Source organism: Streptomyces exfoliatus, assembly GCF_000725545.1.
In the GTDB taxonomy this organism is placed as follows: domain Bacteria; phylum Actinomycetota; class Actinomycetes; order Streptomycetales; family Streptomycetaceae; genus Streptomyces; species Streptomyces exfoliatus.
Genome location: NZ_JNZP01000021.1, coordinates 51,688 through 74,138 on the forward strand (window position 1 = coordinate 51,688; position 22,451 = coordinate 74,138).

20 protein-coding genes are annotated in these 22,451 nt (G+C 71.8%); 12 read left to right on the plus strand and 8 right to left on the minus strand.

The genetic code is table 11. The features are described 5' to 3' along the window. Window position 1 precedes the first annotated feature (1 nt). Both IO20_RS0124910 and IO20_RS0124915 read left to right on the plus strand, forming a co-directional pair. Window positions 2–1,738 (plus strand): glycoside hydrolase family 6 protein, encoded by a 1,737-nt coding sequence (locus tag IO20_RS0124910; protein WP_030553882.1) that lies wholly within the window; start codon window positions 2–4, stop codon window positions 1,736–1,738. Window positions 1,739–1,952: 214 nt separating this feature from the next. Then, window positions 1,953–2,702: a D-Ala-D-Ala carboxypeptidase family metallohydrolase gene (locus tag IO20_RS0124915; protein WP_051874653.1), complete on the plus strand. Its 750-nt coding sequence runs from the start codon at window positions 1,953–1,955 to the stop codon at window positions 2,700–2,702. 35 nt (window positions 2,703–2,737) lie between these two features. On the opposite strand, the gene IO20_RS0124920 is transcribed toward IO20_RS0124915, so the two are convergent. Further along, entirely contained in the window at window positions 2,738–3,760 is a 1,023-nt protein-coding gene (locus IO20_RS0124920) for a LacI family DNA-binding transcriptional regulator (RefSeq protein ID WP_030553886.1), read from the minus strand. 369 nt (window positions 3,761–4,129) lie between these two features. Between IO20_RS0124920 and IO20_RS0124925 the strand changes: the two genes are divergently transcribed. The 5 genes from IO20_RS0124925 (at window position 4,130) to IO20_RS0124945 (ending at window position 10,078) form a co-directional block, all read left to right on the plus strand. Then, window positions 4,130–5,476 (plus strand): ABC transporter substrate-binding protein, encoded by a 1,347-nt coding sequence (locus IO20_RS0124925; RefSeq protein ID WP_030553888.1) that lies wholly within the window; start codon window positions 4,130–4,132, stop codon window positions 5,474–5,476. Window positions 5,477–5,567: 91 nt separating this feature from the next. Next, window positions 5,568–6,572 carry a carbohydrate ABC transporter permease gene (locus tag IO20_RS0124930; RefSeq protein ID WP_030553891.1) on the plus strand — a complete coding sequence of 335 codons (1,005 nt, stop codon included), beginning with the start codon at window positions 5,568–5,570 and terminating at the stop codon, window positions 6,570–6,572. Between the two features lie 4 nt (window positions 6,573–6,576). Then, window positions 6,577–7,491: a carbohydrate ABC transporter permease gene (locus tag IO20_RS0124935; protein ID WP_030553893.1), complete on the plus strand. Its 915-nt coding sequence runs from the start codon at window positions 6,577–6,579 to the stop codon at window positions 7,489–7,491. Window positions 7,492–7,580: 89 nt separating this feature from the next. After that, window positions 7,581–9,023: a GH1 family beta-glucosidase gene (locus IO20_RS0124940; RefSeq protein ID WP_030553894.1), complete on the plus strand. Its 1,443-nt coding sequence runs from the start codon at window positions 7,581–7,583 to the stop codon at window positions 9,021–9,023. Between the two features lie 107 nt (window positions 9,024–9,130). Further along, a complete protein-coding gene (locus IO20_RS0124945; protein WP_030553896.1) occupies window positions 9,131–10,078 on the plus strand; it encodes a glycerophosphodiester phosphodiesterase in 948 nt (315 codons plus the stop codon). Between the two features lie 27 nt (window positions 10,079–10,105). Here IO20_RS0124945 and IO20_RS0124950 read toward each other — a convergent pair whose 3' ends face one another. The 3 genes from IO20_RS0124950 to IO20_RS0124960 are packed head-to-tail and all read right to left on the minus strand — an operon-like array spanning window position 10,106 to window position 12,350. Beyond that, complete coding sequence (locus IO20_RS0124950) at window positions 10,106–11,158, minus strand: CU044_5270 family protein (protein ID WP_030553899.1); 1,053 nt, start codon at window positions 11,156–11,158, stop codon at window positions 10,106–10,108. After that, window positions 11,155–11,799 carry an RNA polymerase sigma factor gene (locus tag IO20_RS0124955; RefSeq protein WP_030553901.1) on the minus strand — a complete coding sequence of 215 codons (645 nt, stop codon included), beginning with the start codon at window positions 11,797–11,799 and terminating at the stop codon, window positions 11,155–11,157. The genes IO20_RS0124950 and IO20_RS0124955 overlap by 4 nt, the downstream gene beginning before the upstream one ends. A gap of 50 nt (window positions 11,800–11,849) precedes the next feature. Next, window positions 11,850–12,350 carry an HD domain-containing protein gene (locus IO20_RS0124960; protein WP_030553903.1) on the minus strand — a complete coding sequence of 167 codons (501 nt, stop codon included), beginning with the start codon at window positions 12,348–12,350 and terminating at the stop codon, window positions 11,850–11,852. Window positions 12,351–12,432: 82 nt separating this feature from the next. Between IO20_RS0124960 and IO20_RS0124965 the strand changes: the two genes are divergently transcribed. Continuing rightward, on the plus strand, window positions 12,433–13,377 hold the full coding sequence (locus IO20_RS0124965; protein ID WP_030553905.1) for a TIGR03564 family F420-dependent LLM class oxidoreductase: 945 nt from the start codon (window positions 12,433–12,435) through the stop codon (window positions 13,375–13,377). Between the two features lie 17 nt (window positions 13,378–13,394). On the opposite strand, the gene IO20_RS0124970 is transcribed toward IO20_RS0124965, so the two are convergent. Together IO20_RS0124970 and IO20_RS0124975 are read right to left on the minus strand one after the other, a co-directional pair. After that, window positions 13,395–14,099, minus strand: coding sequence for a DUF2470 domain-containing protein (locus tag IO20_RS0124970; protein WP_030553907.1), 705 nt, complete (start codon window positions 14,097–14,099; stop codon window positions 13,395–13,397). A gap of 109 nt (window positions 14,100–14,208) precedes the next feature. Continuing rightward, the gene (locus IO20_RS0124975; RefSeq protein ID WP_030553909.1) at window positions 14,209–14,490 is read right to left on the minus strand and encodes a hypothetical protein; all 282 of its coding nucleotides are present in this window, start codon (window positions 14,488–14,490) and stop codon (window positions 14,209–14,211) included. Window positions 14,491–14,670: 180 nt separating this feature from the next. Between IO20_RS0124975 and IO20_RS0124980 the strand changes: the two genes are divergently transcribed. From IO20_RS0124980 to meaB, 3 genes are read left to right on the plus strand one after another with little or no spacing between them, the layout of a single operon-like run. After that, the gene (locus tag IO20_RS0124980) at window positions 14,671–16,482 is read left to right on the plus strand and encodes a methylmalonyl-CoA mutase subunit beta (RefSeq protein ID WP_030553911.1); all 1,812 of its coding nucleotides are present in this window, start codon (window positions 14,671–14,673) and stop codon (window positions 16,480–16,482) included. Further along, complete coding sequence (scpA, locus tag IO20_RS0124985) at window positions 16,482–18,656, plus strand: methylmalonyl-CoA mutase (RefSeq protein ID WP_030553913.1); 2,175 nt, start codon at window positions 16,482–16,484, stop codon at window positions 18,654–18,656. Before IO20_RS0124980 ends, scpA begins: the two co-directional genes overlap by 1 nt. Next, window positions 18,653–19,636: a methylmalonyl Co-A mutase-associated GTPase MeaB gene (meaB, locus tag IO20_RS0124990; RefSeq protein ID WP_030553915.1), complete on the plus strand. Its 984-nt coding sequence runs from the start codon at window positions 18,653–18,655 to the stop codon at window positions 19,634–19,636. The genes scpA and meaB overlap by 4 nt, the downstream gene beginning before the upstream one ends. 170 nt (window positions 19,637–19,806) lie before the next feature. Here the strand turns inward: meaB and IO20_RS0124995 are convergent, their stop codons facing one another. Further along, window positions 19,807–20,157 carry a winged helix-turn-helix transcriptional regulator gene (locus IO20_RS0124995; protein WP_030553917.1) on the minus strand — a complete coding sequence of 117 codons (351 nt, stop codon included), beginning with the start codon at window positions 20,155–20,157 and terminating at the stop codon, window positions 19,807–19,809. A gap of 89 nt (window positions 20,158–20,246) precedes the next feature. On the opposite strand from IO20_RS0124995, the gene IO20_RS0125000 reads away from it, so the two are divergent. After that, complete coding sequence (locus IO20_RS0125000; RefSeq protein WP_030553919.1) at window positions 20,247–21,146, plus strand: NAD(P)-dependent oxidoreductase; 900 nt, start codon at window positions 20,247–20,249, stop codon at window positions 21,144–21,146. Window positions 21,147–21,174: 28 nt separating this feature from the next. Here IO20_RS0125000 and IO20_RS0125005 read toward each other — a convergent pair whose 3' ends face one another. Then, the gene (locus IO20_RS0125005; RefSeq protein WP_063761432.1) at window positions 21,175–22,392 is read right to left on the minus strand and encodes a nitric oxide synthase oxygenase; all 1,218 of its coding nucleotides are present in this window, start codon (window positions 22,390–22,392) and stop codon (window positions 21,175–21,177) included. Window positions 22,393–22,451 lie beyond the last annotated feature (59 nt).

Below are 22,451 nucleotides of genomic sequence, written 5' to 3' on the forward strand. Positions count from 1 at the left end.
CATGAGCCGCACCAGTCGCACCGCCCTCCTGGCGGCGCTCGGCCTCATCACGGCCACCGGCGCCACCGCCACCGTCTTCGGCACCGCCACCGCCGGCGCCGCCACCCCCGGCTGCAAGGTCGACTACCAGGTCACCAACCAGTGGAGCACCGGCTTCGGCGCCAACGTGACCGTCACCAACACCGGTGACCCGGTCTCCGCCTGGACCCTGGAGTGGTCCTACGGCGGCAACCAGCAGGTCACCCAGGGCTGGAACGCCACCATCACCCAGGCCGGCGCCGCCGTCACCGCCAAGAACGCCTCCTACAACGGCGCCCTGGCCACCGGCGGTTCCACCTCCTTCGGCTTCAACGGCACGTACAGCGGCACCAACGCCGTGCCCGCCACCTTCAAGCTGAACGGCGTCACCTGCAACGGGGCCACCGAGCCGACCGAGCCCCCGACCACCCCGCCCACCACTCCCCCGACGACCCCGCCGCCGGCCGGCAGCAAGGTCGACAACCCGTACGCCGGCGCCAAGGTGTACGTGAACCCCGACTGGAGCGCGAAGGCCGCCGCCGAGCCCGGCGGCAGCAGGATCGCCAACCAGCCCACCGGCGTATGGATGGACCGGATCGCCGCCATCAACGGCACCCCCGGCGCCAGGGGCCTGCGCGCCCACCTCGACGAGGCCCTGAAGCAGAAGGGCACCGGAGAGATCGTCGTCCAGCTGGTCATCTACAACCTGCCGGGCCGCGACTGCGCGGCGCTCGCCTCCAACGGCGAGCTCGGCGCCACGGAGATCGGCCGCTACAAGACCGAGTACATCGACCCGATCGCCGCGATCCTCGCCGACCCCAAGTACGCGGGCCTGCGGATCGTCAACGCGGTCGAGATCGACTCGCTGCCGAACCTGGTCACCAACGTCTCCGGCCGTCCGACGGCCACCGCCAACTGTGACGTCATGAAGGCCAACGGCAACTACATCACCGGTGTCGGCTACGCCCTCAACAAGCTGGGCTCGATCGGCAACGTATACAACTACGTCGACGCCGGTCACCACGGCTGGCTGGGCTGGGACAGCAACTTCGGCCCGTCCGCCGAGCTGTTCAAGACCGCTGCCACGGCCGAGGGCTCCACGGTCGACAGGGTGCACGGCTTCATCGTCAACACCGCCAACTACAGCGCCCTGAAGGAGGACCACTTCAAGATCGGGGACTCCGTCAACGGCACCTCGGTGCGCACGTCGAAGTGGATCGACTGGAACCAGTACACCGACGAGCTGTCGTACGCCCAGGCGATGCGCGACAAGCTCGTCTCGATCGGCTTCAACAGCAACCTCGGCATGCTGATCGACACCTCCCGCAACGGCTGGGGCGGCACCCAGCGGCCCACCGGTCCGGGCGCGCTGACCAGCGTCGACACGTACGTCAACGGAGGCAAGTACGACCGCCGCATCCACCTCGGCAACTGGTGCAACCAGTCCGGTGCCGGTCTCGGCGAACGGCCCCAGGCGGCGCCCGCCGCGGGCATCGACGCGTACGTCTGGATGAAGCCCCCGGGCGAGTCCGACGGCGCCTCCAAGGAGATCCCGAACACCGAGGGCAAGGGCTTCGACCGCATGTGCGACCCGACGTACACGGGCAACGCCCGTAACGGGAACAGCATGTCGGGCGCGCTGCCGGACTCCCCGCTCGCGGGCCAGTGGTTCTCGGCCCAGTTCCAGGAGCTCATGAAGAACGCCCACCCGGCGCTGTAAGGAAACACGGGCCGAGAGGCCCCTCGGTGCCGCATCCGTCCGGCGGGACGGATGCGGCACCTTCGCGCGCCGTGCGGTGTCCCCGCACGGCCCCGCGGCGGCGCCGTCATTGGTCGGACGAATGGCGGCGCCCCGGCGTGGTTGACGCGCGTCGACCTGAGCCGCCACTCTGCGCATGGCAGGTGCACATCAATCCCAGATGGAGGCCCGCACGATGCACGGACGCGCTCTCAGTTCACTCCTACCGCGGTTCCTGCTCGCCTTCGCCTTGCTGGTCACCGGCCTGGCGGGCGTCGTCGCCACCGCCGGGACCGCCCGGGCGGACGGCTGCTACACCTGGTCACGCACCCTCTCCCAGGGAGCGTCCGGCGCCGACGTGAGCCAGCTCCAGATCCGCGTGGCCGGCTACCCCGGCTACGGCGGGGTGCTCGCGATCGACGGGTCCTACGGGCCCGCCACCGTCGCCGCCGTGAAGCGCTTCCAGAGCGCGTACGGGCTCGGCGCCGACGGCGTCGCGGGACCCGCCACCTTCGGGAAGATCTACGAGCTCCAGGACGACGACTGCACCCCGGTCCACTTCACGTACGCCGAACTGAACAACTGCAACAGCACCTGGGAGGGCGGCGCGGTGAGCGCGGCCACCGCCCGGTCGAACGCGCTGCGCACCATGTGGAAGCTGGAGGCGCTGCGCCACGCCCTCGGCGACGAGCCCATCCGGGTCACCAGCGGCTTCCGCAGCCACGCCTGCAACAACGCGGTCGGCGGCGCCACGTCGAGCCGCCATCTGTACGGCGACGCAGCGGACCTGGGCTCCGGACCGCACTCGCTGTGCCGGCTCGCCCAGCAGGCCAGGAACCACGGCTTCAACGGCATCCTCGGCCCGGGTTACCCGGGCCACGGCGACCACACCCACGTGGACCACCGCGCCAGTCGCTTCTGGTCCGCCTCCAGCTGCGGCATCTGACCCGCCCTGCCGGGCGAGGACCTCAGGGCCCGCGGTCAACAGGACCGACGCACCACGAGCTCCGTCGGCAGCACGTGCCGACGGGGCTCGTCCGGTCCCTCGGCGATCTCCTGGATCAGCATCCGGGCCATGGTGCGGCCCATCTCCTCGATGGGCTGGCGCACGCTGGTGAGCGGCGGGTCCATGAGGCGCGCCACCGGGGAGTCGTCGACGCCCACCAGGGCCACGTCCTCCGGGACCCGGCGGCCCGCCTCGCGCAGCACGCTCCGGGCGCCTGCCGCCATCACGTCGGACGCGGCGAAGACGGCGTCCAGGTCGGGGCGTCGGTCGAGCAGCAGCCGCATGGCCCGCCGACCGCCCTCCTCGGTGAAGTCGCCCGTCGAGACCAGTGCCTCGTCGGGCGCGAGGCCGGCCTCCGCGAGGCCCGCCCGGTAGCCGCCGAGCCGTGCGCGGGCCACGTACATGTCGAGCGGTCCCGTGACGGTCGCGATCCTGCCGCGCCCGCGTCCCACGAGGTGCGCGACGGCGGCCCGGCCGGCCCCGATGTTGTCGGAGTCGACGTACGGCACGGGTTCTGCCTCCGAGCGGCGTCCGTTCATGACGACCGGGAGGCCGAGTTCCCTGATCCGATCGGGGAGCGGGTCGTCTCCGTGGACGGAGGCGAGGAGCACGCCGTCGACGCGCTGGGCGGCGAGGTACTGCTCGAAGCGCTGCCGCTCCTGTTCGCTGCGGACGAGTGTGAGCAGCAGCTGCTTGTCGGCCTCGGCGAGTTCGGCGCTGACACCACGGATGAGGTCGAGGAAGTAGGGCTCGGCGAAGAGGCGGGCCTCTGCCTCGGGGATGACGAGGGCGATGGCGTCGGTGCGGCTGCCGGCCAGGGCGCGGGCGGCCTGGTTGGGGACGTAGCCGAGTTCGGCGACGGCTCTGGCGACGGCCGTTCTGGTCTGCTCGCTCACCCGGGGGGAGCCGTTGATCACCCGGGAGACCGTGCCCCGTCCGACCCCGGCCCTGGCGGCCACCTGCTCCAGGGTGGGTCTGCCGCTCTGCCGTCCACTCACAACTCCCGAACTCCCCTCGTAGGACAACGCGCCGCTCCTCAGCCCGTCGCGTAAAACCGAAACAGAGGTGGGAGCGCTCCCACCGTAGTCCACCCCCACGCCCGCGCGCCACGAGGGCGCGTTCAGGAGATGACGCGACCGTGACGGCCAGGAGGCCGCGAAACCCCCGGAAAACCTTCCGGTAACGAATCCGCGTTCATGTCTTGACACCCATACCCGCTAGGCAGCAACCTTCCGGCAACGACGTGGGAGCGCTCCCATCCGGGGCGCGCACAGCCTTGCATCGGGTCTGGCAGGCGCCGCCGAGCCGCGTACAGCCGGCCGGGCCTCTTGGCGCACAACGAGCACACCTTGGACGAGGAGAGTGGAATGCGCACTTCCAGCAGCAGACGTGGACGCCGGGCGGCGATCGCGGCGGTCGCCACCGTCGTGACCGGCACGGTCCTGCTCACCGGTTGCGGCAGCGACGAGGACAACGGCAAGGCCGGCGACGGCAAGAGCGCCGGGAAGATCACGCTGCGGATCGGGACCTTCGGTTCCTTCGGCTACGACAACAAGACCGGCGCCAAGCTCTACGCCGAGTACGAGCGGCTCCACCCGAACATCAAGATCGAAGAGTCGAACGTCTCCGACGGTCAGAAGTACTGGGACACCCTGAAGCTCCGCCTCGCCCAGAACAGCGGCGTCGCCGACATCCAGGCCGTCGAGGTCGGCTACATCGCCGAGGCGACCGGCCCGACCATGGCCGGCAAGTGGGTCGACCTGGGCAAGGAGGGCGGCGCCAAGACCGACGACTTCCTCGAGTGGAAGGTCAAGCAGGCGACGACCGCCGACGGCAAGCTCATCGCCCTCGGCACCGACATCGGCCCCATGGCCATCTGCTACAACAAGGACCTCTTCGCCAAGGCCAAGCTGCCCACCGACCGCGAGGCCGTCTCCAAGCTGTGGTCCGGCGACTGGGCCAAGTTCCTCGCCACCGGCGAGAAGTACAAGGCGGCCGCGCCCGCCGGCACCGCCTTCCACGACTCGGCGAGCGGCCTCTTCAACGCCGTCGTCTCCAGCGACCCGGTGCAGTACGCCAACACGAGCGGCGAACTCGACTGGGAGAACAGCCCCGGCGTCAAGAAGGCCTGGGACACCGCCGTCAAGGCGGCCGAGGGCGGCCTCACCGCCAAGCTCCGCCAGTTCGACGAGAAGGGCACCTGGAACGCGGCCTTCAAGAACTCGAAGTTCGCCACCGTCGCCTGCCCCAGCTGGATGACCGGCATCATCAAGGACCAGGCAGGCCCCGGCAACCAGGGCAAGTGGGACATCGCCTCCCCGCCGGTCGCCGGCAACTGGGGCGGCTCCTTCCTCGCCGTGCCCAAGGCGGGCAAGCACACCAAGGAGGCCGCCGAGCTCGCCGCCTGGCTGACCGCCCCCGAGCAGCACGCCAAGGTGTTCGCGGTCAACGGCAACATCCCCTCGTCCAAGGACACGCTGGCCTCCACGGCCGTCCAGGAGGCGAAGCTTCCGTACTTCGGTGACACCCCGGTCGGCAAGATCTTCTCCAGCGCCGCGGCCGGCATCACCCCCGCCGTCATCAGCCGTTACGACGGCCAGGTGAAGACCTTCCTCACCGACAACGGCATCCTCGACATCGAGCAGCGCGGCACCGACCCGGCCAAGGCCTGGGACAACGTCAAGAAGCTGGTCGACGACAAGATCGACCAGTAGCGGGGACGTCTGCCGGTCCGCCGCCCGCCCGCGGGCGGCGGACCGGCACCGTCCGCACCACCGCACGCATCGACCTGGAAGGACGCCCCTCGTGGCCACCTCCGTTCGGGCGAAGCCGGACGGCTCCCAGCCGCCCGCCGCACCGCCCTCCTCCCCCCGCTCCCGGAGCCACCGCTCCCCCTCGGGCGGCTGGCGCAGCACGCTCTACCGCTGGGACCTCAAGGCGATCCCGTACGTCTTCATCGCCCCCTTCTTCCTCACCTTCGCCGCCTTCGGCCTCTTCCCGCTGATCTACACCGGCTGGCTGTCGCTCAACCGGGTCGAACTCGGCGGTGACCCGACCTGGAAGGGTCTGGAGAACTACACCGACCTCGCGACCAGCGAGTTCTTCTGGAACGCGCTCTTCAACACCTTCACCATCGGCGTCATCGCGACCGTTCCCCAGCTGCTCATGGCGCTGGGCCTGGCGCACCTGCTCAACTACAAGCTCCGCGGCCGGGGATTCTTCCGGGTCGCGATCCTCGCCCCGTACGCCACCTCGATCGCGGCGGCGACCCTGGTCTTCGCCCAGCTGTTCAACACCGACTACGGGATGATCAACGGCGTCCTGGGCTGGTTCGGGTTCGATCCCGTGAACTGGGAGTCGTCCAAGTGGCCGGCGCAGATCGCCATCTCGGTGATCGTCACCTGGCGCTGGACCGGCTACAACGCGCTGATCTACCTGGCCGCCATGCAGGCCGTGCCGCAGGACCTGTACGAGGCGGCCTCGCTCGACGGGGCCTCGCGCTGGCGCCAGTTCATCAGCGTCACGATCCCCTCGATCAAGCCGACGATCTTCTTCACGATCATCGTCTCCACCATCGGCGCCACCCAGCTCTTCGGTGAGCCGATGCTCTTCGGCGGCAGCGTCGGCATCAGCGGTGGCAGCGGCAACCAGTTCCAGACGCTGAGCCTGCTGATGTACGAGAAGGGCTGGGTGACCGGCGCGCTGGGCCAGGCTTCGGCCATCGCCTGGGTCATGCTGCTGCTCCTGCTCCTGATCGGCGGCGTCCAGGCACTCGTCTCCCGCCACAACCGCAAGAAGCTGGGGGGCTGACCTCATGGCCCGCACACTCGACACGACACCGACGGCCGAGGCCGAGGCGCCGACGACGGCCCGGCCGGGGCGCAGGTTCCGCCAGTCGGCCGGCAAGCAGCACCACGCCGGCCCGCTCACCTACGTCCTGCTGGTCGTGGCCGCGTTCGTCTCGCTCTTCCCGCTGTACTGGAACGTCGTCGCCGCCTCGCACACCGGCGAGCGGGTCGTGGAGGCTCCGGCGCCGCTGCTGCCGGGCAACCGTCTCCTGGACAACCTCAGCTTCGCCTGGAACCAGGTCGACATGGGCGAGGCGCTGATCAACACCACGGTCGTGGCGAGCCTGGTGGCCCTGTCCACCGTGCTGTTCTCCACGCTCGCCGGCTTCGCCTTCGCCAAGCTGCCCTTCAAGGGGCGCGGCATGCTGCTCTCCCTGGTGGTCGCCACCATGACGATCCCGCCGCAGCTCAGCGTCATCCCGCTGTACCAGATCATCACCGACCTCGGCTGGTTCGACCAGCTCCAGTCGGTCGTCCTGCCCTCGCTCGTCGCCGCCTTCGGCGTGTTCTTCATGCGCCAGTTCCTGGTGGAGGCGCTGCCGATGGAGCTGGTCGAGGCGGCCCGGATGGACGGGGCGCACAGCCTGCGGATCATCTGGCACGTGGTGTTCCCGGTCGCCCGGCCGGCCATGGCCGTACTCGGCATGCTGGTCTTCGTCCAGGCCTGGAACGACTTCTTCTGGCCGTTCATCGCCCTCACCCCGGACGGCAACCCCACCCTTCAGGTGGCGCTCGCCGGCCTCGGAGCGGGAAACCACACCGTGGACCACGCGGTCGTGCTGACCGGCGCGCTCATATCGACCGTGCCGTTGCTGCTCGTCTTCGCCTTCCTCGGCAAGCACATCGTGGGCGGCATCACGGCGGGCGCCGTCAAGAGCTGACCGGCCGCCGCCCCGCACCGTCCGTCCCCCCTTTCGTACCGCACGTACCGCACGTACCTGCCCCGTACCCGCGTTGGGAGCGCTCTTCTATGACCGCGTCCGAAACCCGGCCGCTCACCGCCACCCGCTCGTTCCCGTCCGACTTCCTCTGGGGCGCGGCCACCGCCGCTTACCAGATCGAGGGAGCGGCGGCCGAGGACGGCCGTACCCCGTCCATCTGGGACACCTTCTCGCACACCCCCGGCAAGGTCTTCGAGGGCCACACCGGTGACGTGGCCGTGGACCACTACCACCGGTTCCGCGAAGACGTCGGCATCATGTCCGAACTGGGCCTGAACGCCTACCGGTTCTCCGTCTCCTGGTCCCGGGTGCAGCCCACCGGGCGCGGTCCCGCCGTGCAGAAGGGCCTGGACTTCTACCGTTCGCTCGTCGACGAGCTGCTCGCCGCCGGGATCGAGCCCGCCCTCACCCTCTACCATTGGGACCTGCCCCAGGAGCTGGAGGACGCGGGCGGCTGGCCCGAGCGGGCGACCGCCGAGCGGTTCGCCGAGTACGCGGGGATCGTCGCCGACGCCCTCGGCGACCGGGTGACCCGCTGGACCACGCTCAACGAGCCGTGGTGCAGCGCCTTCCTGGGCTACGGCTCCGGGGTGCACGCCCCCGGCCGTACCGACCCGGTGGCGTCGCTGCGCGCCGCCCACCACCTCAACCTGGGCCACGGCCTCGCGGTCCTGGCCCTGCGGGCCGCGCTGCCGGCGGACCGGCAGCTCTCGGTGTCGCTCAACCTGCACGAGCTGCGGCCGCTGACCCCCTCGGCCGAGGACCTGGACGCGGTCCGCAGGATCGACGCCGTCGGCAACCGGATCTGGCTGGGTCCGATGCTGGAGGGCGCCTACCCGGAGGACCTGTTCCGCGACACGGCGCGGCTGACCGACTGGTCCTTCGTCAAGGACGGCGACGCCGCGACCGCGCACCAGCCGCTGGACCTGCTGGCGATCAACTACTACACGCCGACGCTCGTCTCGCACGTCCCGGAGGGGACGGAGAAGCCCCAGGACGACGGGCACGGCAACAGCGAGCACTCGCCGTGGCCGGGCGCGGACTCGGTCGCCTTCCACCGGGCGCCGGGCGAGCGGACGGCGATGGGCTGGCCGGTCGACGCGAGCGCCCTGTACGACCTGCTGACGCGGGTGTCCGACGCCTACCCGCAGCTTCCGCTGGTCATCAGCGAGAACGGGGCCGCGTACGACGACGTGGTCTCCCCCGACGGGTCGGTGAACGATCCGGAGCGCGCGGCGTACGTGCACGCGCACCTGGAGGCCGTGCACCGGGCGATCGGCGAGGGGGTGGACGTGCGCGGCTACTTCCTCTGGTCGCTCCTCGACAACTTCGAGTGGGCGTACGGCTACGCGAAGCGGTTCGGCGCCGTCCACGTCGACTACGACACCCTGGAGCGGACCCCGAAGTCCAGCGCCCGCTGGTACGCGAAGGTGGCCCGATCGGGCGAGCTGCACGCGCCCGACGGCGCCTGATCCCGTCGCGCGGAAGGGCCGTACCGGGGATCCGGTACGGCCCTTTCCGGTCAGGGTGGGGACGTCGTTCACCCTGCCGCGAGGCGGGGCCTCTAGGGTGTCCCGACATGAGAGACGTCCCACCGCCGGTCCCCCGGTCCCGTCGACGCAGGACCGTCGGCCTGTCCGCCGCCGCCCTGGCCACCGCCGTCGCGGGCCTCGCGACCGCGTTCGCCGCCGCCCCTGAGGCACCGTCCGCGCCCCGCCCGGCCCCCGAGGCCGCCGCGGCGGCAGGCGCGAGCCAGAAGACCCGCTCCAGTCCCTGGATGCGCGAGGCCGGGGCGCCGCCGACCGTGATCGCCCACCGGGGCGCCTCGTCGGCCGCTCCCGAGAACACCCTGGTCTCCGACGAGGTGGCCCGGCGGGGCGGGGCCGTCTGGATCGAGAACGACGTCCAGCCGAGCAAGGACGGCGTGCCGTACATCCTGCACGACACGACCGTCGACCGGACCACCGACGGCACGGGCCGGGTCCGCGCCCTGACATCCGCCCAGCTGGACGCCCTGGACGCCGGTTCGTGGTTCGCCCCGGCCTACGCCGGGGCGCGGGTGCCGACCCTGGCCGCCCAGCTGGCGGACCTCCGGGAGCGCGGCGGGAAGCTGCTCCTGGAGATCAAGGGGCGCCACACCCACGCCGAGGTGGCCCGGATCGTCCAGGACATCCGGGACCAGGGCATGACCGGACGAGTCTTCGTCCAGAGCTTCGACGTCCCGTCGCTGCGGTACGCCCACGAGCTGGCGCCCGAGCTGCCGATCGGCCTGCTGCGGAGCACCCTCGACGCCGATCCGGTCGCCCTGGCCGAGGAGCTGGACCTCGACGCGTACAACGTCTCGGACGCCGCCCTGTCCACCCGGCCGCGCGTCGTGCGCGACCTGCACGCGGCGGGCGTGGCCGTGAACGTGTGGACGGTGGACAGCCCGGCCCGCTGGAAGGCGCTGGACGCGCTCGGCGTGGACGGGATCATCACCAACCGCCCCACGGAACTGGGCGGCTGGTCGGCGGACCGTACGCGGTAGGGCGTGCGGTCCCCCGTATCCCTGTCCCTACGGCTTGACCTTGATGTCGTCGACGAAGGCCCGGACCATGATCGCGCTGGTGCTGATGACGGTTCCGGGCTTGATCAGTCCGTCCTCGTCGCCGTTGCCGTTCACCTGGACCGTGCGCTCCCCGAGCAAGGCCAGCGTCTTGCTGTCGAAGATCCACTCGGTGCGCGCGCCGAACTCGTCGAGCCGCGCGACCGCGACGCCCTTGCGACCGACCGCGTCGGTGGCACTGTCCACCAGGACGACGCCGGGGATCTTCGCGGCGGCCCGGTAGAGCGCCGCCGTCAGCTCGGGCGACGGCCAGCTCTCGCCGAGCAGGTCGCCGATGGTGGTGAAGGCCTGCTGGTCCTTGCCGTTGCCCTGGCCCTCGGTCTCCTCGTAGATCTTGCGCAGCAGCGCGTCGGGGTCGGTGGGGAGGCTGGCGAGGTAGTCGTGCGAGGGCGCGCCGAGGTGCGGCTTCGGCACGTTGCCGAGCTCGTCGAGACCTCCCAGGGTCATGCCCTCGGGGCCGGTGGTGCCGGGCTCGATCAGCCAGCCCTTGAGGCCGTCGGGGGACTTCCAGGACTGTCGGGTGTGCAGGGGGACGGTGACGAGGCTGCTGACGTTCGCGTCGGTCCTGATGTGCGTGCTCGCGGACCGCGTCTCGATGTAGACGTACTGTCCGGCGCGGCCCTGCGGGGCGTCCGCCTCCGCCGCGGCGAGCGAGATCCGGTCGAGGAGCCGGGGCGCGCCGTGGGCGTCGACGGTGCCGATGCGGGTGGTGAGGACGGGGCCCGTGGCGCGGTCGTCGGGGCCCTGGGTCCCGCCCGGGGTGAAGACGAGGACGCCGACGGCGAGCGCGCCGGCGAGTGCGGTGGCGGCCGGCAGCAGGATCGCCTTCCGGAGGAAGGGGTTGCGGCGGGCGGTGGCGCGGCGGTCGTCGTGGATCTGGCTCATCAGGCGCTCCTTGTGGAACTGGTGGCGGCCCTGAGGAAGGTCGTGCTCCTCGATGGCGGGGAGGTCTCCGGTCTCGTGCCGGTTCGCCGTACGGGGCTGGTTCGGGTCGGGGTTCATCGGATTCCCTCCTGTGCGGGCCGGACCGCGTTCATGCGATCACCTGTTGTCTGTCGGGGGCGGGAGCCGGGTTCCCGTTTTTCCCGGGCGAGTTCTTCCTCCGCCTTGGTGCGGAGCTTCGCGCGGGCACGGGAGAGCCGGGAGCGGACGGTGCCGACGGGGACGCGGAGGGCCCGGGCGACATCCGTGTAGGCGAGGCCCTCCCAGAGACAGAGGACGAGGACCTCGCGTTCGGTGCGGCGGAGTGTGCCGAGCGCCCTGAGGGTGGCGGCGATGCGGCGCCGGTCGTCGATCCGGCCGGCGACCTCGGGGGCGTGGTCGGGTACCGCGGCCGCGGTCGGGCCGGCCGCCACGTACGCGGCGACGGCGGCCCGGTACCTGCGGTTGCCGCGGCAGTGGTTGCGGGCGACGTTGGTGGCGACGCCGAGCAGCCAGGGCCGGAGCGAGCCCCCTTCGGGGTCCACCTTCCGGCGCAGCCGCCAGGCCTCCAGGAAGGTGGCCGCCATGACGTCCTCGGCGACGGACCAGTCGCCGGTCAGCCGGAAGGCGTGGTTGTAGACGCTCCGGGCGTAGGAGTCGTAGAGCCCGGCGAAGGCCGAGGGGTCTCCGTCCCGGATGCGTGCGCGCAGGTCGATGTTCACGTCTCTCGTCTGTCCGGGGCGCGGGACGGGTTCCCGTGACCCGGGTCACATCAGGGGGTCCGCTCCTCCAGGAGGCCTGGGTTGACCACCCGCAGGATCGTCGTGACGTCCTCGGGGTCGGCCGCCGCCCACAACAGCTCCCTGGCCGCCCGGTACTTGGCGGCGAGCCGTTCCCGCCGGTCGGGCGGCAGTGCGGCGGCCCGGTCCGCGCGGCTGTTGTGGGCGTTGTCGGCGATCTTCACGAGGGTGGCGTCCCGGTCCCGCGTGATCTGGCGGATCTTCTCCTCGTACGTCGTGCCGGGCCTGTTGGTGACGGCTTCGACGATGTCGACGACCCGGTCGGGGATTCCCGCGGCGCGCAGCCGCTCCGCCGTCCAGTCGGTGTCCTCGATGACGTCGTGGAGCAGTCCGGCCATGGCCAGGTGCGGGCCGAGCGGTGCCAGGCCCGCGGCGACCGCGCGGACGTGCTCGACGTACGGGACACCGATCTTGTCGGTCTGTCCGGCGTGCGCGCGTGCGGCGAGCGCGTCCACCTCGGCGAGAGTCTTCATCGGTCCATCATGGCGGGGGCTGCAACACGCTCTTCACACACGGGCGGGAATGGCGTCCGTGACGGCGTCGGTTGCCGGAAGCATGACTCTCGGAACTCCTGGAACCATCGGCGTGACGCTCAGCTCGACCGCCGTCCAGCGCACGATCGACGACACGGTGCTGCTCGCGAGGGAGGCGCGTGACGCCGGTCTGCACTCGGCATGGTTCGGCCAGACCTTCGCGTACGACTCGCCGTCGCTCGCCGCGATCGTCGGGCGCGAGGTGCCGGAACTCCACGTCGGGACCTCCGCGATCCCGGTCTTCGGCCGCCATCCACTGCTCGTCTCCAGTCAGGCGCAGACGGCCCAGGCCGCGACCGGGGGCCGGTACCACCTCGGGCTCGCCCTCGGCACCAGGCATCTGACGGAGACCGCCTTCGGCCTTCCGTACGAGCGGCCCATCGGTCTGCTCAGGGAGTTCCTCACCGCTCTGCGCCCGCTGCTCGAGACGGGCGCCGCCGACTTCCACGGGGAGCTGCTGACGGCGACGACCCCGTATCCGGCGTCCGTGCCGGGGGCCCGGCCGACGGTGCCGGTCCTGGTGGCCGCCATGGGCCCGCAGGCCCTGCGGGTCAGCGGTGAACTGGCCGACGGCATCCTGCCGTTCCTGGCGGGGCCGCGCGCGCTCGCCGAGCACATCGTCCCGGCGGTCACGGCCGCGGCCGCCGCGGCCGGCCGGCCCGCGCCGCGGATCGTGGCGCTCGTCCCTGGCGTCGTCACGAGCGACGCGGAGGCCGTGCGCGAGGCCGCGGGCGAGGCGCTGGCGCTGTACGAGCGGATTCCTTCGTACGGGCGCGCCATCGGGCTCTCGGGCGCTTCCCGGGCAGCGGAGCTCGCCGTGATCGGCGACGAGGAGACCGTCGCCGCGGAGGTACGGCGCTACCGCGAGGCGGGGGCGACGGAGGTGGTGTTCACGATGACGGAGCTGAACGGCGAGGACGACCGCCGCCGCACCTGGAAACTGCTCGGCGAACTGTCACGCGGCTGATCTCCGGAGACGGCAGCTCAGGTCAGCAGGCGGTTGGGGTGGGAGGAGCGGCGGGCCGCGGAGAGGAGGGCGTGGATCCGGGGTCCTGCCTGGTCGATGTCGGTGACGGGGGTGGGGAAGGGCAGCCTGACGTCCTGGTGGCCCGTGGGGTGTTCGAGCCGCAGGGTGATGCCGTACCGGTCGAGGGCGACGGGGAGGGCGCGGACCATGTCCCGTTCGGGGCGCGGCCTGACGAGCCGGAGGAGCAGGGGCACGAGTTCGCTGTGGCTGTCGACGAGGTGGGTCAGCATGGACGCCTCGCAGGAGGCCATCGGGTCGACGTCGGTCGCGTGGAGCTCTTCGAGGGTGATGTAGGTGCGGCCGTCGGCGTCCTCCAGGAGGGCCTGGCCGAACTCCATGCAGATGCTGCCGCTCGTCTCCGGTTCGTAGGGGGCGGCGAGGAGTCCGGTCAGGGTGACGCGGGCCCTGAGGCGTTCGCGTACCGGGACGGGGGCGATGTCGGTGAACTCCAGGCGTACGGGGATCCGGGCGGCCCGCCCGTCGTGGCTCTCCTCCGAGGGGTCGTGCAGGTGGATGTGTCCCATCGGCCCGGTGCCGTCGAGGAGGTGCACCTCCTGGTGGTGCCCGTCGGACACGACGGTCATCGAGTGGGCGGCGGCCAGGATCGATCGCACGCGGTCGGCGGGGGCGGGCCGTGTGACGCGAGGGCTGAAGGGACGCATCCGAGTTCTCCCGGGACAGGTGACGGAGACACTGTTACTTAGGTAAGCCTAAGCTAACTTACCGTCGGGAGTCACGGAAAGCCCGGCCCGCCGATCCGCTCACACCGGGTCAGGGCGCGTCCCCCGACCAGTCGAAGCGACGCGCGTCCCCGCGGCGGGGGTCGTACAGGGAGCGCCCCTCGGCGCCGAAACGCCCGAGCTCCGTCTCCAGGACCGCTCCGGCGGCCCGCTCGCGCTCCGTCCAGTCCGTGACGTCGAGGAGCAGGCCGTCGAGCGGTCCGCCGACCAGCTCGGCGTAGACCCGGCCGGGCCTGGGCCCCGGACGCGGGTCGTCGTGGTCCTGGCCGTAGACCCTGCCTCTCAGCAGCTCCTCGCCCGCGTCCTCACCCATGCCCCTGCCCACGCCCCCGTCCATGCCCCTGCCCATGTCCCTGTCCATACGGACCAGCGTCCCAGCCGCCTCTGACAACGCCCCGGACCGCCCACCACACAGAACGCCGCAGGTCGACGAGAAGAAGGTCACAGTCGTACGCCCTCCTGGTCCCTCGGCGATCTCCCCTAGCATCCGAGCATGACGGTCCTGCCTGACGACGGGCTCTCCCTGGCGTCCGAATTCCCCGACGCGCCACACGAACAGTGGCAACACCTCGTGGCGGGTGTCCTGCGCAAGTCCGGCAAGGAGGCCTCCGGCGACGCAGCCGAGGACGCCCTGTCCACACTTATGGAGGACGGCCTCGACATCCGTCCGCTGTACACGGCGCGCGAGGCCGCGCCCGACACCGGCCTGCCCGGCTTCGCGCCCTTCGTGCGCGGCGGCCGCGCCGAGGGCAACGCCCTCGGCGGCTGGGACGTGCGCCAGCGCCACCTCGCACCCGACAACGACGCCGTCCTCTCCGACCTGGAGAACGGCGTCACCTCCCTCTGGCTGGGCGTCGGCGGCACCGGCATCCCGGTCGCCTCCCTGGACAAGGTCCTCGACGGCGTCTACCTCGACCTCGCGCCCGTCGTCCTCGACGCGGGCGACGAGACGGAAGCGGCGGCCGAGCGGCTCCTCGGGCTGTACGAGCAGCGGGGCGTCGCCGCGGACGCGGCCCGGGGCAACCTGGGCGCGGACCCCCTCGGCCACGAGGCCCGCACCGGACGGCCTTCGTACGACCTGGCGTCCGTCGTCGGTCTCGCGCGGCGCTGCGCCGACACGTACCCGGGCCTGCGCGCCCTGACCGTGGACGCCCTGCCGTACCACGAGGCCGGCGGCTCGGCCGCGCAGGAGCTGGGCTGCTCGCTCGCGACGGGCGTGGCCTATCTGCGCGGTCTGACCGACGCGGGACTGAGTGTCGCCGAGGCCTGCGGACAGCTGGAGTTCCGCTACGCGGCGACCGCCGACCAGTTCCTGACGATCGCCAAGCTCCGCGCGGCGCGCCGGCTGTGGGCCCGGGTGGCCGAGGTCTGCGGCGCCCGGGACGCGGGCGCCCAGCGCCAGCACGCGGTGACCTCGACGGTGATGATGACCCGCCGCGACCCGTGGGTGAACATGCTGCGGACCACGGTGGCGACGCTCGCCGCCGGGGTCGGCGGCGCCGACAGCGTGACCGTGCTGCCGTTCGACGAGGCACTCGGCCTGCCGGACGCGTTCGCGCGCCGGATCGCCCGTAACACCTCCACCGTCCTCATCGAGGAGTCGCACCTCTCCCGGGTGATCGACCCGGCGGGCGGTTCCTGGTACGTGGAGCGGCTGACCGACGAGCTCGCGCACGCGGCCTGGGAGTTCTTCCAGGACATCGAGCGGGCGGGCGGCCAGCGGGCCGCTCTGCGGTCCGGCACGATCGGCGAGCGCCTCGCCGGAACCTGGGCCGCGCGCAGCGCGAAGCTCGCCACCCGCCGCGAACCGATCACCGGCGTCAGCGAGTTCCCCCACCTGACCGAGAAGCCCGTCGACCGCGCGCCCGCCCCCGAGCCGCCGACCGGCGGCCTCCCCCGGGTCCGGCGCGACGAGGCCTTCGAGGCGCTCCGCGCCCGCTCCGACGCGCATCTCGCCGCGACCGGGGCCCGGCCCCGGGTCTACCTGGCCGCGCTCGGCCCGGCCGCCGCGTCCTCGGCCCGGGTCGCCTTCGCCACGAACCTCTTCCAGGCGGGCGGCGTCGAGACCGTCACCGAGGGCACGTTCGAGGAGAGCGGCGCCCGCGAGGTCTGCCTCTGCTCCAGCGACGCGCTGTACGAGGAGCAGGCCGGGACCGCGGCGGCGGAGCTGCGCGCCGCGGGCGCCGAGCACGTCCTCCTCGCCGGCCGTCCGGGTGCGTACCCCGGTGTCGACACCTACCTCTTCGCGGGCTGTGACGCCGTCGCCCTGCTCTCCACCGCCCTCGACCGCATGGGAGTGTCCTGATGTCCATCCCCGACTTCTCCGGGATCGAGCTCGGGGCGCCGACCGCCGACGGCGGCCCCGACGCGTGGCGTGCTGCCGTCGAGAAGGCGGCGGGCGGTGACGACCTGCTCTGGGACACCCCGGAGGGCATCGGCGTCAAGCCGCTCTACACCGGTGAGGACCTGGAGGGCCTGGACTTCCTGGACACCCGCCCGGGCATGGCCCCGTACCTTCGCGGCCCGTACCCGACGATGTACGTCAACCAGCCCTGGACGATCCGGCAGTACGCGGGCTTCTCCACGGCCGAGGAGTCGAACGCCTTCTACCGGCGCAACCTCGCGGCCGGTCAGAAGGGCCTGTCGGTCGCCTTCGACCTGCCGACCCACCGCGGCTACGACAGCGACCACCCGCGCGTCACCGGTGACGTCGGCATGGCCGGCGTGGCCATCGACTCGATCTACGACATGCGGCAGCTGTTCGACGGCATCCCGCTGGACAAGATGACGGTGTCGATGACGATGAACGGCGCCGTGCTGCCGGTCCTCGCGCTGTACATCGTGGCGGCCGAGGAGCAGGGCGTTCCGCCCGAGAAGCTGGCCGGGACCATCCAGAACGACATCCTCAAGGAGTTCATGGTCCGCAACACGTACATCTATCCGCCGGGTCCCTCGATGCGGATCATCTCCGACATCTTCGCGTACACCTCCCAGCGGATGCCGCGCTACAACTCGATCTCCATCTCCGGCTACCACATCCAGGAGGCCGGAGCCACGGCCGACCTGGAGCTGGCGTACACCCTCGCCGACGGCGTGGAGTACATCCGCGCGGGCCGGGAGGCCGGGCTCGACGTCGACGCGTTCGCGCCGCGCCTGTCGTTCTTCTGGGCGATCGGCATGAACTTCTTCATGGAGATCGCCAAGCTGCGCGCGGCCCGTCTCCTCTGGGCCAAGCTGGTCAAGCAGTTCGACCCGCAGAACCCCAAGTCCCTGTCGCTGCGCACCCATTCGCAGACCTCCGGCTGGTCGCTCACCGCGCAGGACGTGTTCAACAACGTCACCCGCACCTGTGTGGAGGCGATGGCGGCCACCCAGGGCCACACCCAGTCGCTGCACACCAACGCCCTCGACGAGGCGCTGGCCCTGCCGACGGACTTCTCCGCCCGGATCGCCCGCAACACCCAGCTCCTCCTCCAGCAGGAGTCGGGCACCTGCCGGACCATCGACCCGTGGGGCGGCAGCGCGTACGTCGAGAAGCTCACCCACGACCTCGCCCGGCGCGCCTGGAAGCACATCCAGGAGGTCGAGCAGGCCGGCGGCATGGCGAAGGCGATCGACGCCGGCATCCCCAAGCTGCGCGTGGAGGAGGCCGCGGCCCGTACCCAGGCCCGGATCGACTCCGGCCGGCAGCCGGTGATCGGCGTCAACAAGTACCGGGTGGCGACCGACGAGCAGATCGACGTCCTCAAGGTCGACAACTCCTCCGTACGGGCCCAGCAGATCGCCAAGCTGAAGCGGCTGCGCGAGGAGCGCGACGAGCAGGCCTGCCAGGACGCGCTCGCCGCGCTCACCCGGGCGGCCGGCGGCGAGGGCAACCTCCTCGAACTCGCGGTGGACGCGGCCCGCGCGATGGCGACGGTCGGCGAGATCTCCGACGCCCTGGAGAAGGTGTACGGGCGGCACGCGGGCCAGATCCGTACGATCTCCGGTGTGTACCGCACCGAAGCAGGCGAGTCCCCCTCCGTGGAGCGCACCCGGGCCCTGGTCGACGCCTTCGGCGAGGCCGAGGGGCGCCGGCCGCGCATCCTGGTCGCCAAGATGGGCCAGGACGGCCACGACCGCGGCCAGAAGGTCATCTCCACCGCCTTCGCCGACCTGGGCTTCGACGTCGACGTCGGCCCGCTGTTCCAGACGCCCGCCGAGGTGGCCCGCCAGGCCGTCGAGGCGGACGTGCACATCGTCGGGGTCTCGTCGCTGGCCGCCGGACACCTCACCCTCGTACCGGCGCTCCGGGAGGAGCTGGCCGCGGAGGGACGCGAGGACATCATGATCGTGGTCGGCGGGGTGATTCCTCCGCAGGACGTGGCGACGCTCCTGGAGATGGGCGCGGCGGCCGTGTTCCCGCCGGGGACGGTGATCCCCGACGCGGCCCACGACCTGGTGACGCGCCTCGCGGCCGACCTCGGGCACGAGCGGTGATCGATCTCGACACGTACGCACGGGGTGTGCGGGAGGGGAAGCGGGCGCTGGTCGCCCGCGCGATCACCCTCGTCGAGTCGACCCGCCCGCAGCACCGGGCGCTCGCCCAGGAGCTCCTGACGGAGCTGCTTCCGCACAGCGGGAACGCCGTGCGGATCGGGATCAGCGGAGTGCCCGGTGTCGGCAAGTCGACGTTCATCGACGCGTTCGGGACGATGCTCACCGGGCTCGGCCACCGGGTCGCGGTGCTCGCCGTCGACCCGTCGTCCAACCGCACCGGCGGCTCCATCCTGGGCGACAAGACCCGGATGGAGCGGCTCGCCGTCGACCCGGCGGCGTTCGTCCGCCCCTCCCCCACCGCCGGCACGCTCGGCGGTGTCGCGAAGGCGACCCGTGAGTCGATCGTGGTGATGGAGGCCGCCGGTTACGACGTGGTGCTCGTCGAGACGGTGGGCGTCGGCCAGTCCGAGACGGCCGTCGCCGACATGGTCGACTCCTTCCTGCTGCTCACCCTGGCCCGTACCGGCGACCAGCTCCAGGGCATCAAGAAGGGCGTCCTGGAACTCGCCGACGTCGTCGCCGTCAACAAGGCCGACGGCCCGCACGAGCGCGACGCCCAGGCCGCGGCCCGCGAACTGGCGGGCGCGCTGCGGCTCATGCACGGCGCCGAGTCGTTCTGGACGCCGCCGGTCCTCAGCTGCAGCGCCCGGGAGTCCGCGGGTCTGGACGAGGTGTGGGGGCGGCTCCAGCAGCACCGGACCCTGCTCGACTCGACCGGCCGCCTGACGGCCAAGCGTCAGGACCAGCAGGTCGACTGGACCTGGACCATGGTCCGCGACGAGCTCCTGCGCCGGCTCCACACGGATCCGGCGGTCCGGGACCTCGCACCCGCCCTGGAGGGGCGGGTGCGCGCCGGGCACCTGACGGCGACCCTGGCCGCCGAGCGGATCCTGACCGCGTTCGGCGAGCGTCGCGACTGACGTCTCCCGCGCAGGAGACCTTCCTCTCCACGGCGCCTCCGGGGCCTCCCTTCACGGGGAGGCCCCTTTTCGCGCTCCCCCGCATACCCACTTTTTTGTGGGTACTTGTCGGGGGCACGCACCCCGGGCGAAGCTGGGAGCGGCCCGGAGGAAGGGAGGACGAGCGGGCCTCAGGAAGCGGTCGGCACGGCCGTGAGCCGGTCCAGGCGACGGTGGCCCCAGTCCGACAACGGGGCCAGCGCATCGGAGAGTTCCTGTCCGAAGGCGGTCAGCGAGTAGACGGTCTTCGGGGGCATGACGTCGTACACCTCGCGGTGCACGAGTCCGTCCTCCTCCATCTCGCGCAGTGCCTGGGTCAGCACCCGCTCGCTGATGTCGGGGAGCTTCCGGCGTATCTCGCCGGGGCGGTGCGGGCCGGTTTCGAGCAGCCACAGCAGGGCCGTCTTCCATTTGCCCTCGATGACGACGATCGCGGCGTTCACTCCGCAGACGTTCGTGTCCTGGACCCGGGCGCGATTCATCCGCGTCCTTCCCCTTCCTCCGGCGTTTCTTGCCTTCAACTCTTACCTTCACCATGTCACAAGGGAGTTCACCCATGTCTTCTTCCGCCATGCCCTCTTCCGGCACGTCCTCTGCCGGGCAGCACGCGGTCACTGTTCTCGGACTCGGACCGATGGGACGGGCCTTGGCCTCCGCGTTCCTGGCGGCGGGCGTACGGACCACCGTGTGGAACCGGACGCCCGGCCGGGACGGGGAGCTGGTCGCCGCCGGGGCCGTCTCGGCCGCGAGCCCCGAAGAGGCGGTCGCCGCGAGCCCGTTGACCGTGGTCTGCCTGGTCAACTACGACGCCACCGACTCCGTCCTGCGGCAGGAGGCCGTGACGGACGCGCTCAAGGGGCGGAGCGTCGTCAACCTGAGCGCCGACGCCCCGGAGCGGGCCCGGGACACCGGGCGCTGGGCCGACGAGCACGGCATCGGCTATCTCGACGGCGCCATCATGACCCCGACCCCGACCATCGGGACGCCGGCGGGGGTGTTCCTGCACAGCGGGCCCGAGGCGCTCTACCGCGAACACCGGCCGGTACTCGACGCCCTGGGCGGCACCCACACCCACCTCGGGGAGGAGGTCAGCCGGGCGGCGGCGTACGACATCGCGCTGCTCGACATCTTCTGGACGTCGATGACGGGGTACGTCCACGCGCTCGCGGTGGCGCGAGCCGAGGGCATCACCCCGACCGAGCTGGCCCCCTTCGCCCAGGGCATCGGCGCGATCCTGCCGCCGCTGTTCCAGGAGCTGGCCGAGGAGGTGGAGAACGGCACGTACTCCGGCGAGGGGAACCCGCTCACCTCCGCGGTGTCGACGATGGCGCACATCGTGCACGCGTCCGAGGCGCACGGCATCGACGCGGGCGTGATGCGCGCCGCCGAGGATCTGGCCCGCCGGACGGTGGCCCTCGGCCACGGCGCGGAGGGCTTCACCCGGATCGCCGAGGTCCTCGGACGCCGCTGATCCGGCGCACGGTTCAGACCGGTCGGTCTCAGGTGCGCGCCAGGAAGGCCGGCCGGAGCGAGGGGTCCACCGGGTCGTAGTACCGGTGGAAGACCGGGGTGGCGGCGCCGGACACCGGCGGGACGATCCAGCTCCAGTCGGCGGGCGTCGCCCTGCCGTGCCGGCTCTCCTGGGCGATGTGGCGGAGGAACCGCCGGGACTCGGTGTGGTGGTCGGCCATCGTCACCCCGGCCTCCTGGAAGGAGTGCAGTACCGCCAGGTTGAGTTCCACGAGCGCCCGGTCGCGCCACAGCGTGCGCTCGGTGGACCGGTCGAGCCCGAGCCGGTCGGCCACGACCGGGAGGAGGTCGTACCGGTCGGCGTCGGCGAGGTTGCGGGCGCCTATCTCGGTGCCCATGTACCAGCCGTTGAACGGCGCCGCCGGATACCGCACGCCGCCGATCTCCAGCGTCATGTCGCTGATGGCGGGCACGGCGTACCACCGCAGGCCGAGCTCCGCGAACCACGCGTGCTCGGGGTGGCTGAGCGGCACCTCGTGTACGGAGCCGTCCGGCAGCTCGTACCACGCGGGCCGCTCGCCGGGGCGCTCCCGCACCATCAACGGCAGTACCTGGAAGGGGTCTTCCTCCCGCTTCCAGCCCACGTCGCGGGCCTGCTCGGTCAGGGACGCGCTGCGCGGGTCGCCGCACCGGCCGCCGTCGTCGTCCCGGTGTCCGGCGTAGCGCACCAGCTGGTCGTTGACGATCCGGGGCGCGGGGCGGCCCGGCCGGTCGGGCGCGAAGACGGAGATCACCGGGCGGATCCTGCCGTCGTTGCCCGCCATGCGCAGGTGCTCGAAGCACTCGGCGGCGATGTCGTCGGCGGTGGCGACGTGGCGCAGGTCGCGCACGACGAGGCTGCGCCAGTAGAGCCTGCCGATGCAGCGGGCCGCGTTGCGCCAGGCGACGCGGGCGCCGAAGGCGAGTTCGCCCGGGGAGTGCTCGTAGGTTCCGGTCCTGTCGATCTCGGCGAGCACCTGGCGGACGCGGCTGTCCACGTCTCCGGCGCCGGGTTGCTCGTCATGGAACTGGCGGACGAACCGTTCGGCCTGCCGCCGGTCGGCGAGGGGCGGCGGCGCGACCGGGGGCGCGGGGTCGGGGGCGGTGCGGGCGGGGTCCCCGGACGTGTAGGGGCAGACGCCCGTGCTGGGTACGGGCTTCCGGCGGCGGCTCAGACTGAAGATCAATGTGTTCCTCCCGGCGTCCATGACTACCGCATGAACACATTCGGAAGCGGAGAGTGCGTGAAACTCCGCATCCGGCGGCG

What these genes read in the sequence shown, in the direction of transcription:
- IO20_RS0124935 (WP_030553893.1), top strand. Translation starts at nt 6,577, where the DNA reads ATGGCCCGCACACTCGACACGACACCGACGGCCGAGGCCGAGGCGCCG.
- IO20_RS0124965 (WP_030553905.1), top strand. Translation starts at nt 12,433, where the DNA reads ATGACTCTCGGAACTCCTGGAACCATCGGCGTGACGCTCAGCTCGACC.
- IO20_RS0124950 (WP_030553899.1), bottom strand. Translation starts at nt 11,158, where the DNA reads ATGAACCCCGACCCGAACCAGCCCCGTACGGCGAACCGGCACGAGACC.
- scpA (WP_030553913.1), top strand. Translation starts at nt 16,482, where the DNA reads ATGTCCATCCCCGACTTCTCCGGGATCGAGCTCGGGGCGCCGACCGCC.
- IO20_RS0124970 (WP_030553907.1), bottom strand. Translation starts at nt 14,099, where the DNA reads ATGCGTCCCTTCAGCCCTCGCGTCACACGGCCCGCCCCCGCCGACCGC.
- IO20_RS0124925 (WP_030553888.1), top strand. Translation starts at nt 4,130, where the DNA reads ATGCGCACTTCCAGCAGCAGACGTGGACGCCGGGCGGCGATCGCGGCG.
- IO20_RS0124940 (WP_030553894.1), top strand. Translation starts at nt 7,581, where the DNA reads ATGACCGCGTCCGAAACCCGGCCGCTCACCGCCACCCGCTCGTTCCCG.
- IO20_RS0124915 (WP_051874653.1), top strand. Translation starts at nt 1,953, where the DNA reads ATGCACGGACGCGCTCTCAGTTCACTCCTACCGCGGTTCCTGCTCGCC.
- IO20_RS0124960 (WP_030553903.1), bottom strand. Translation starts at nt 12,350, where the DNA reads ATGAAGACTCTCGCCGAGGTGGACGCGCTCGCCGCACGCGCGCACGCC.
- IO20_RS0125005 (WP_063761432.1), bottom strand. Translation starts at nt 22,392, where the DNA reads ATGGACGCCGGGAGGAACACATTGATCTTCAGTCTGAGCCGCCGCCGG.
- IO20_RS0124975 (WP_030553909.1), bottom strand. Translation starts at nt 14,490, where the DNA reads ATGGGTGAGGACGCGGGCGAGGAGCTGCTGAGAGGCAGGGTCTACGGC.
- IO20_RS0125000 (WP_030553919.1), top strand. Translation starts at nt 20,247, where the DNA reads ATGCCCTCTTCCGGCACGTCCTCTGCCGGGCAGCACGCGGTCACTGTT.
- IO20_RS0124980 (WP_030553911.1), top strand. Translation starts at nt 14,671, where the DNA reads ATGACGGTCCTGCCTGACGACGGGCTCTCCCTGGCGTCCGAATTCCCC.
- IO20_RS0124945 (WP_030553896.1), top strand. Translation starts at nt 9,131, where the DNA reads ATGAGAGACGTCCCACCGCCGGTCCCCCGGTCCCGTCGACGCAGGACC.
- IO20_RS0124995 (WP_030553917.1), bottom strand. Translation starts at nt 20,157, where the DNA reads ATGAATCGCGCCCGGGTCCAGGACACGAACGTCTGCGGAGTGAACGCC.
- IO20_RS0124910 (WP_030553882.1), top strand. Translation starts at nt 2, where the DNA reads ATGAGCCGCACCAGTCGCACCGCCCTCCTGGCGGCGCTCGGCCTCATC.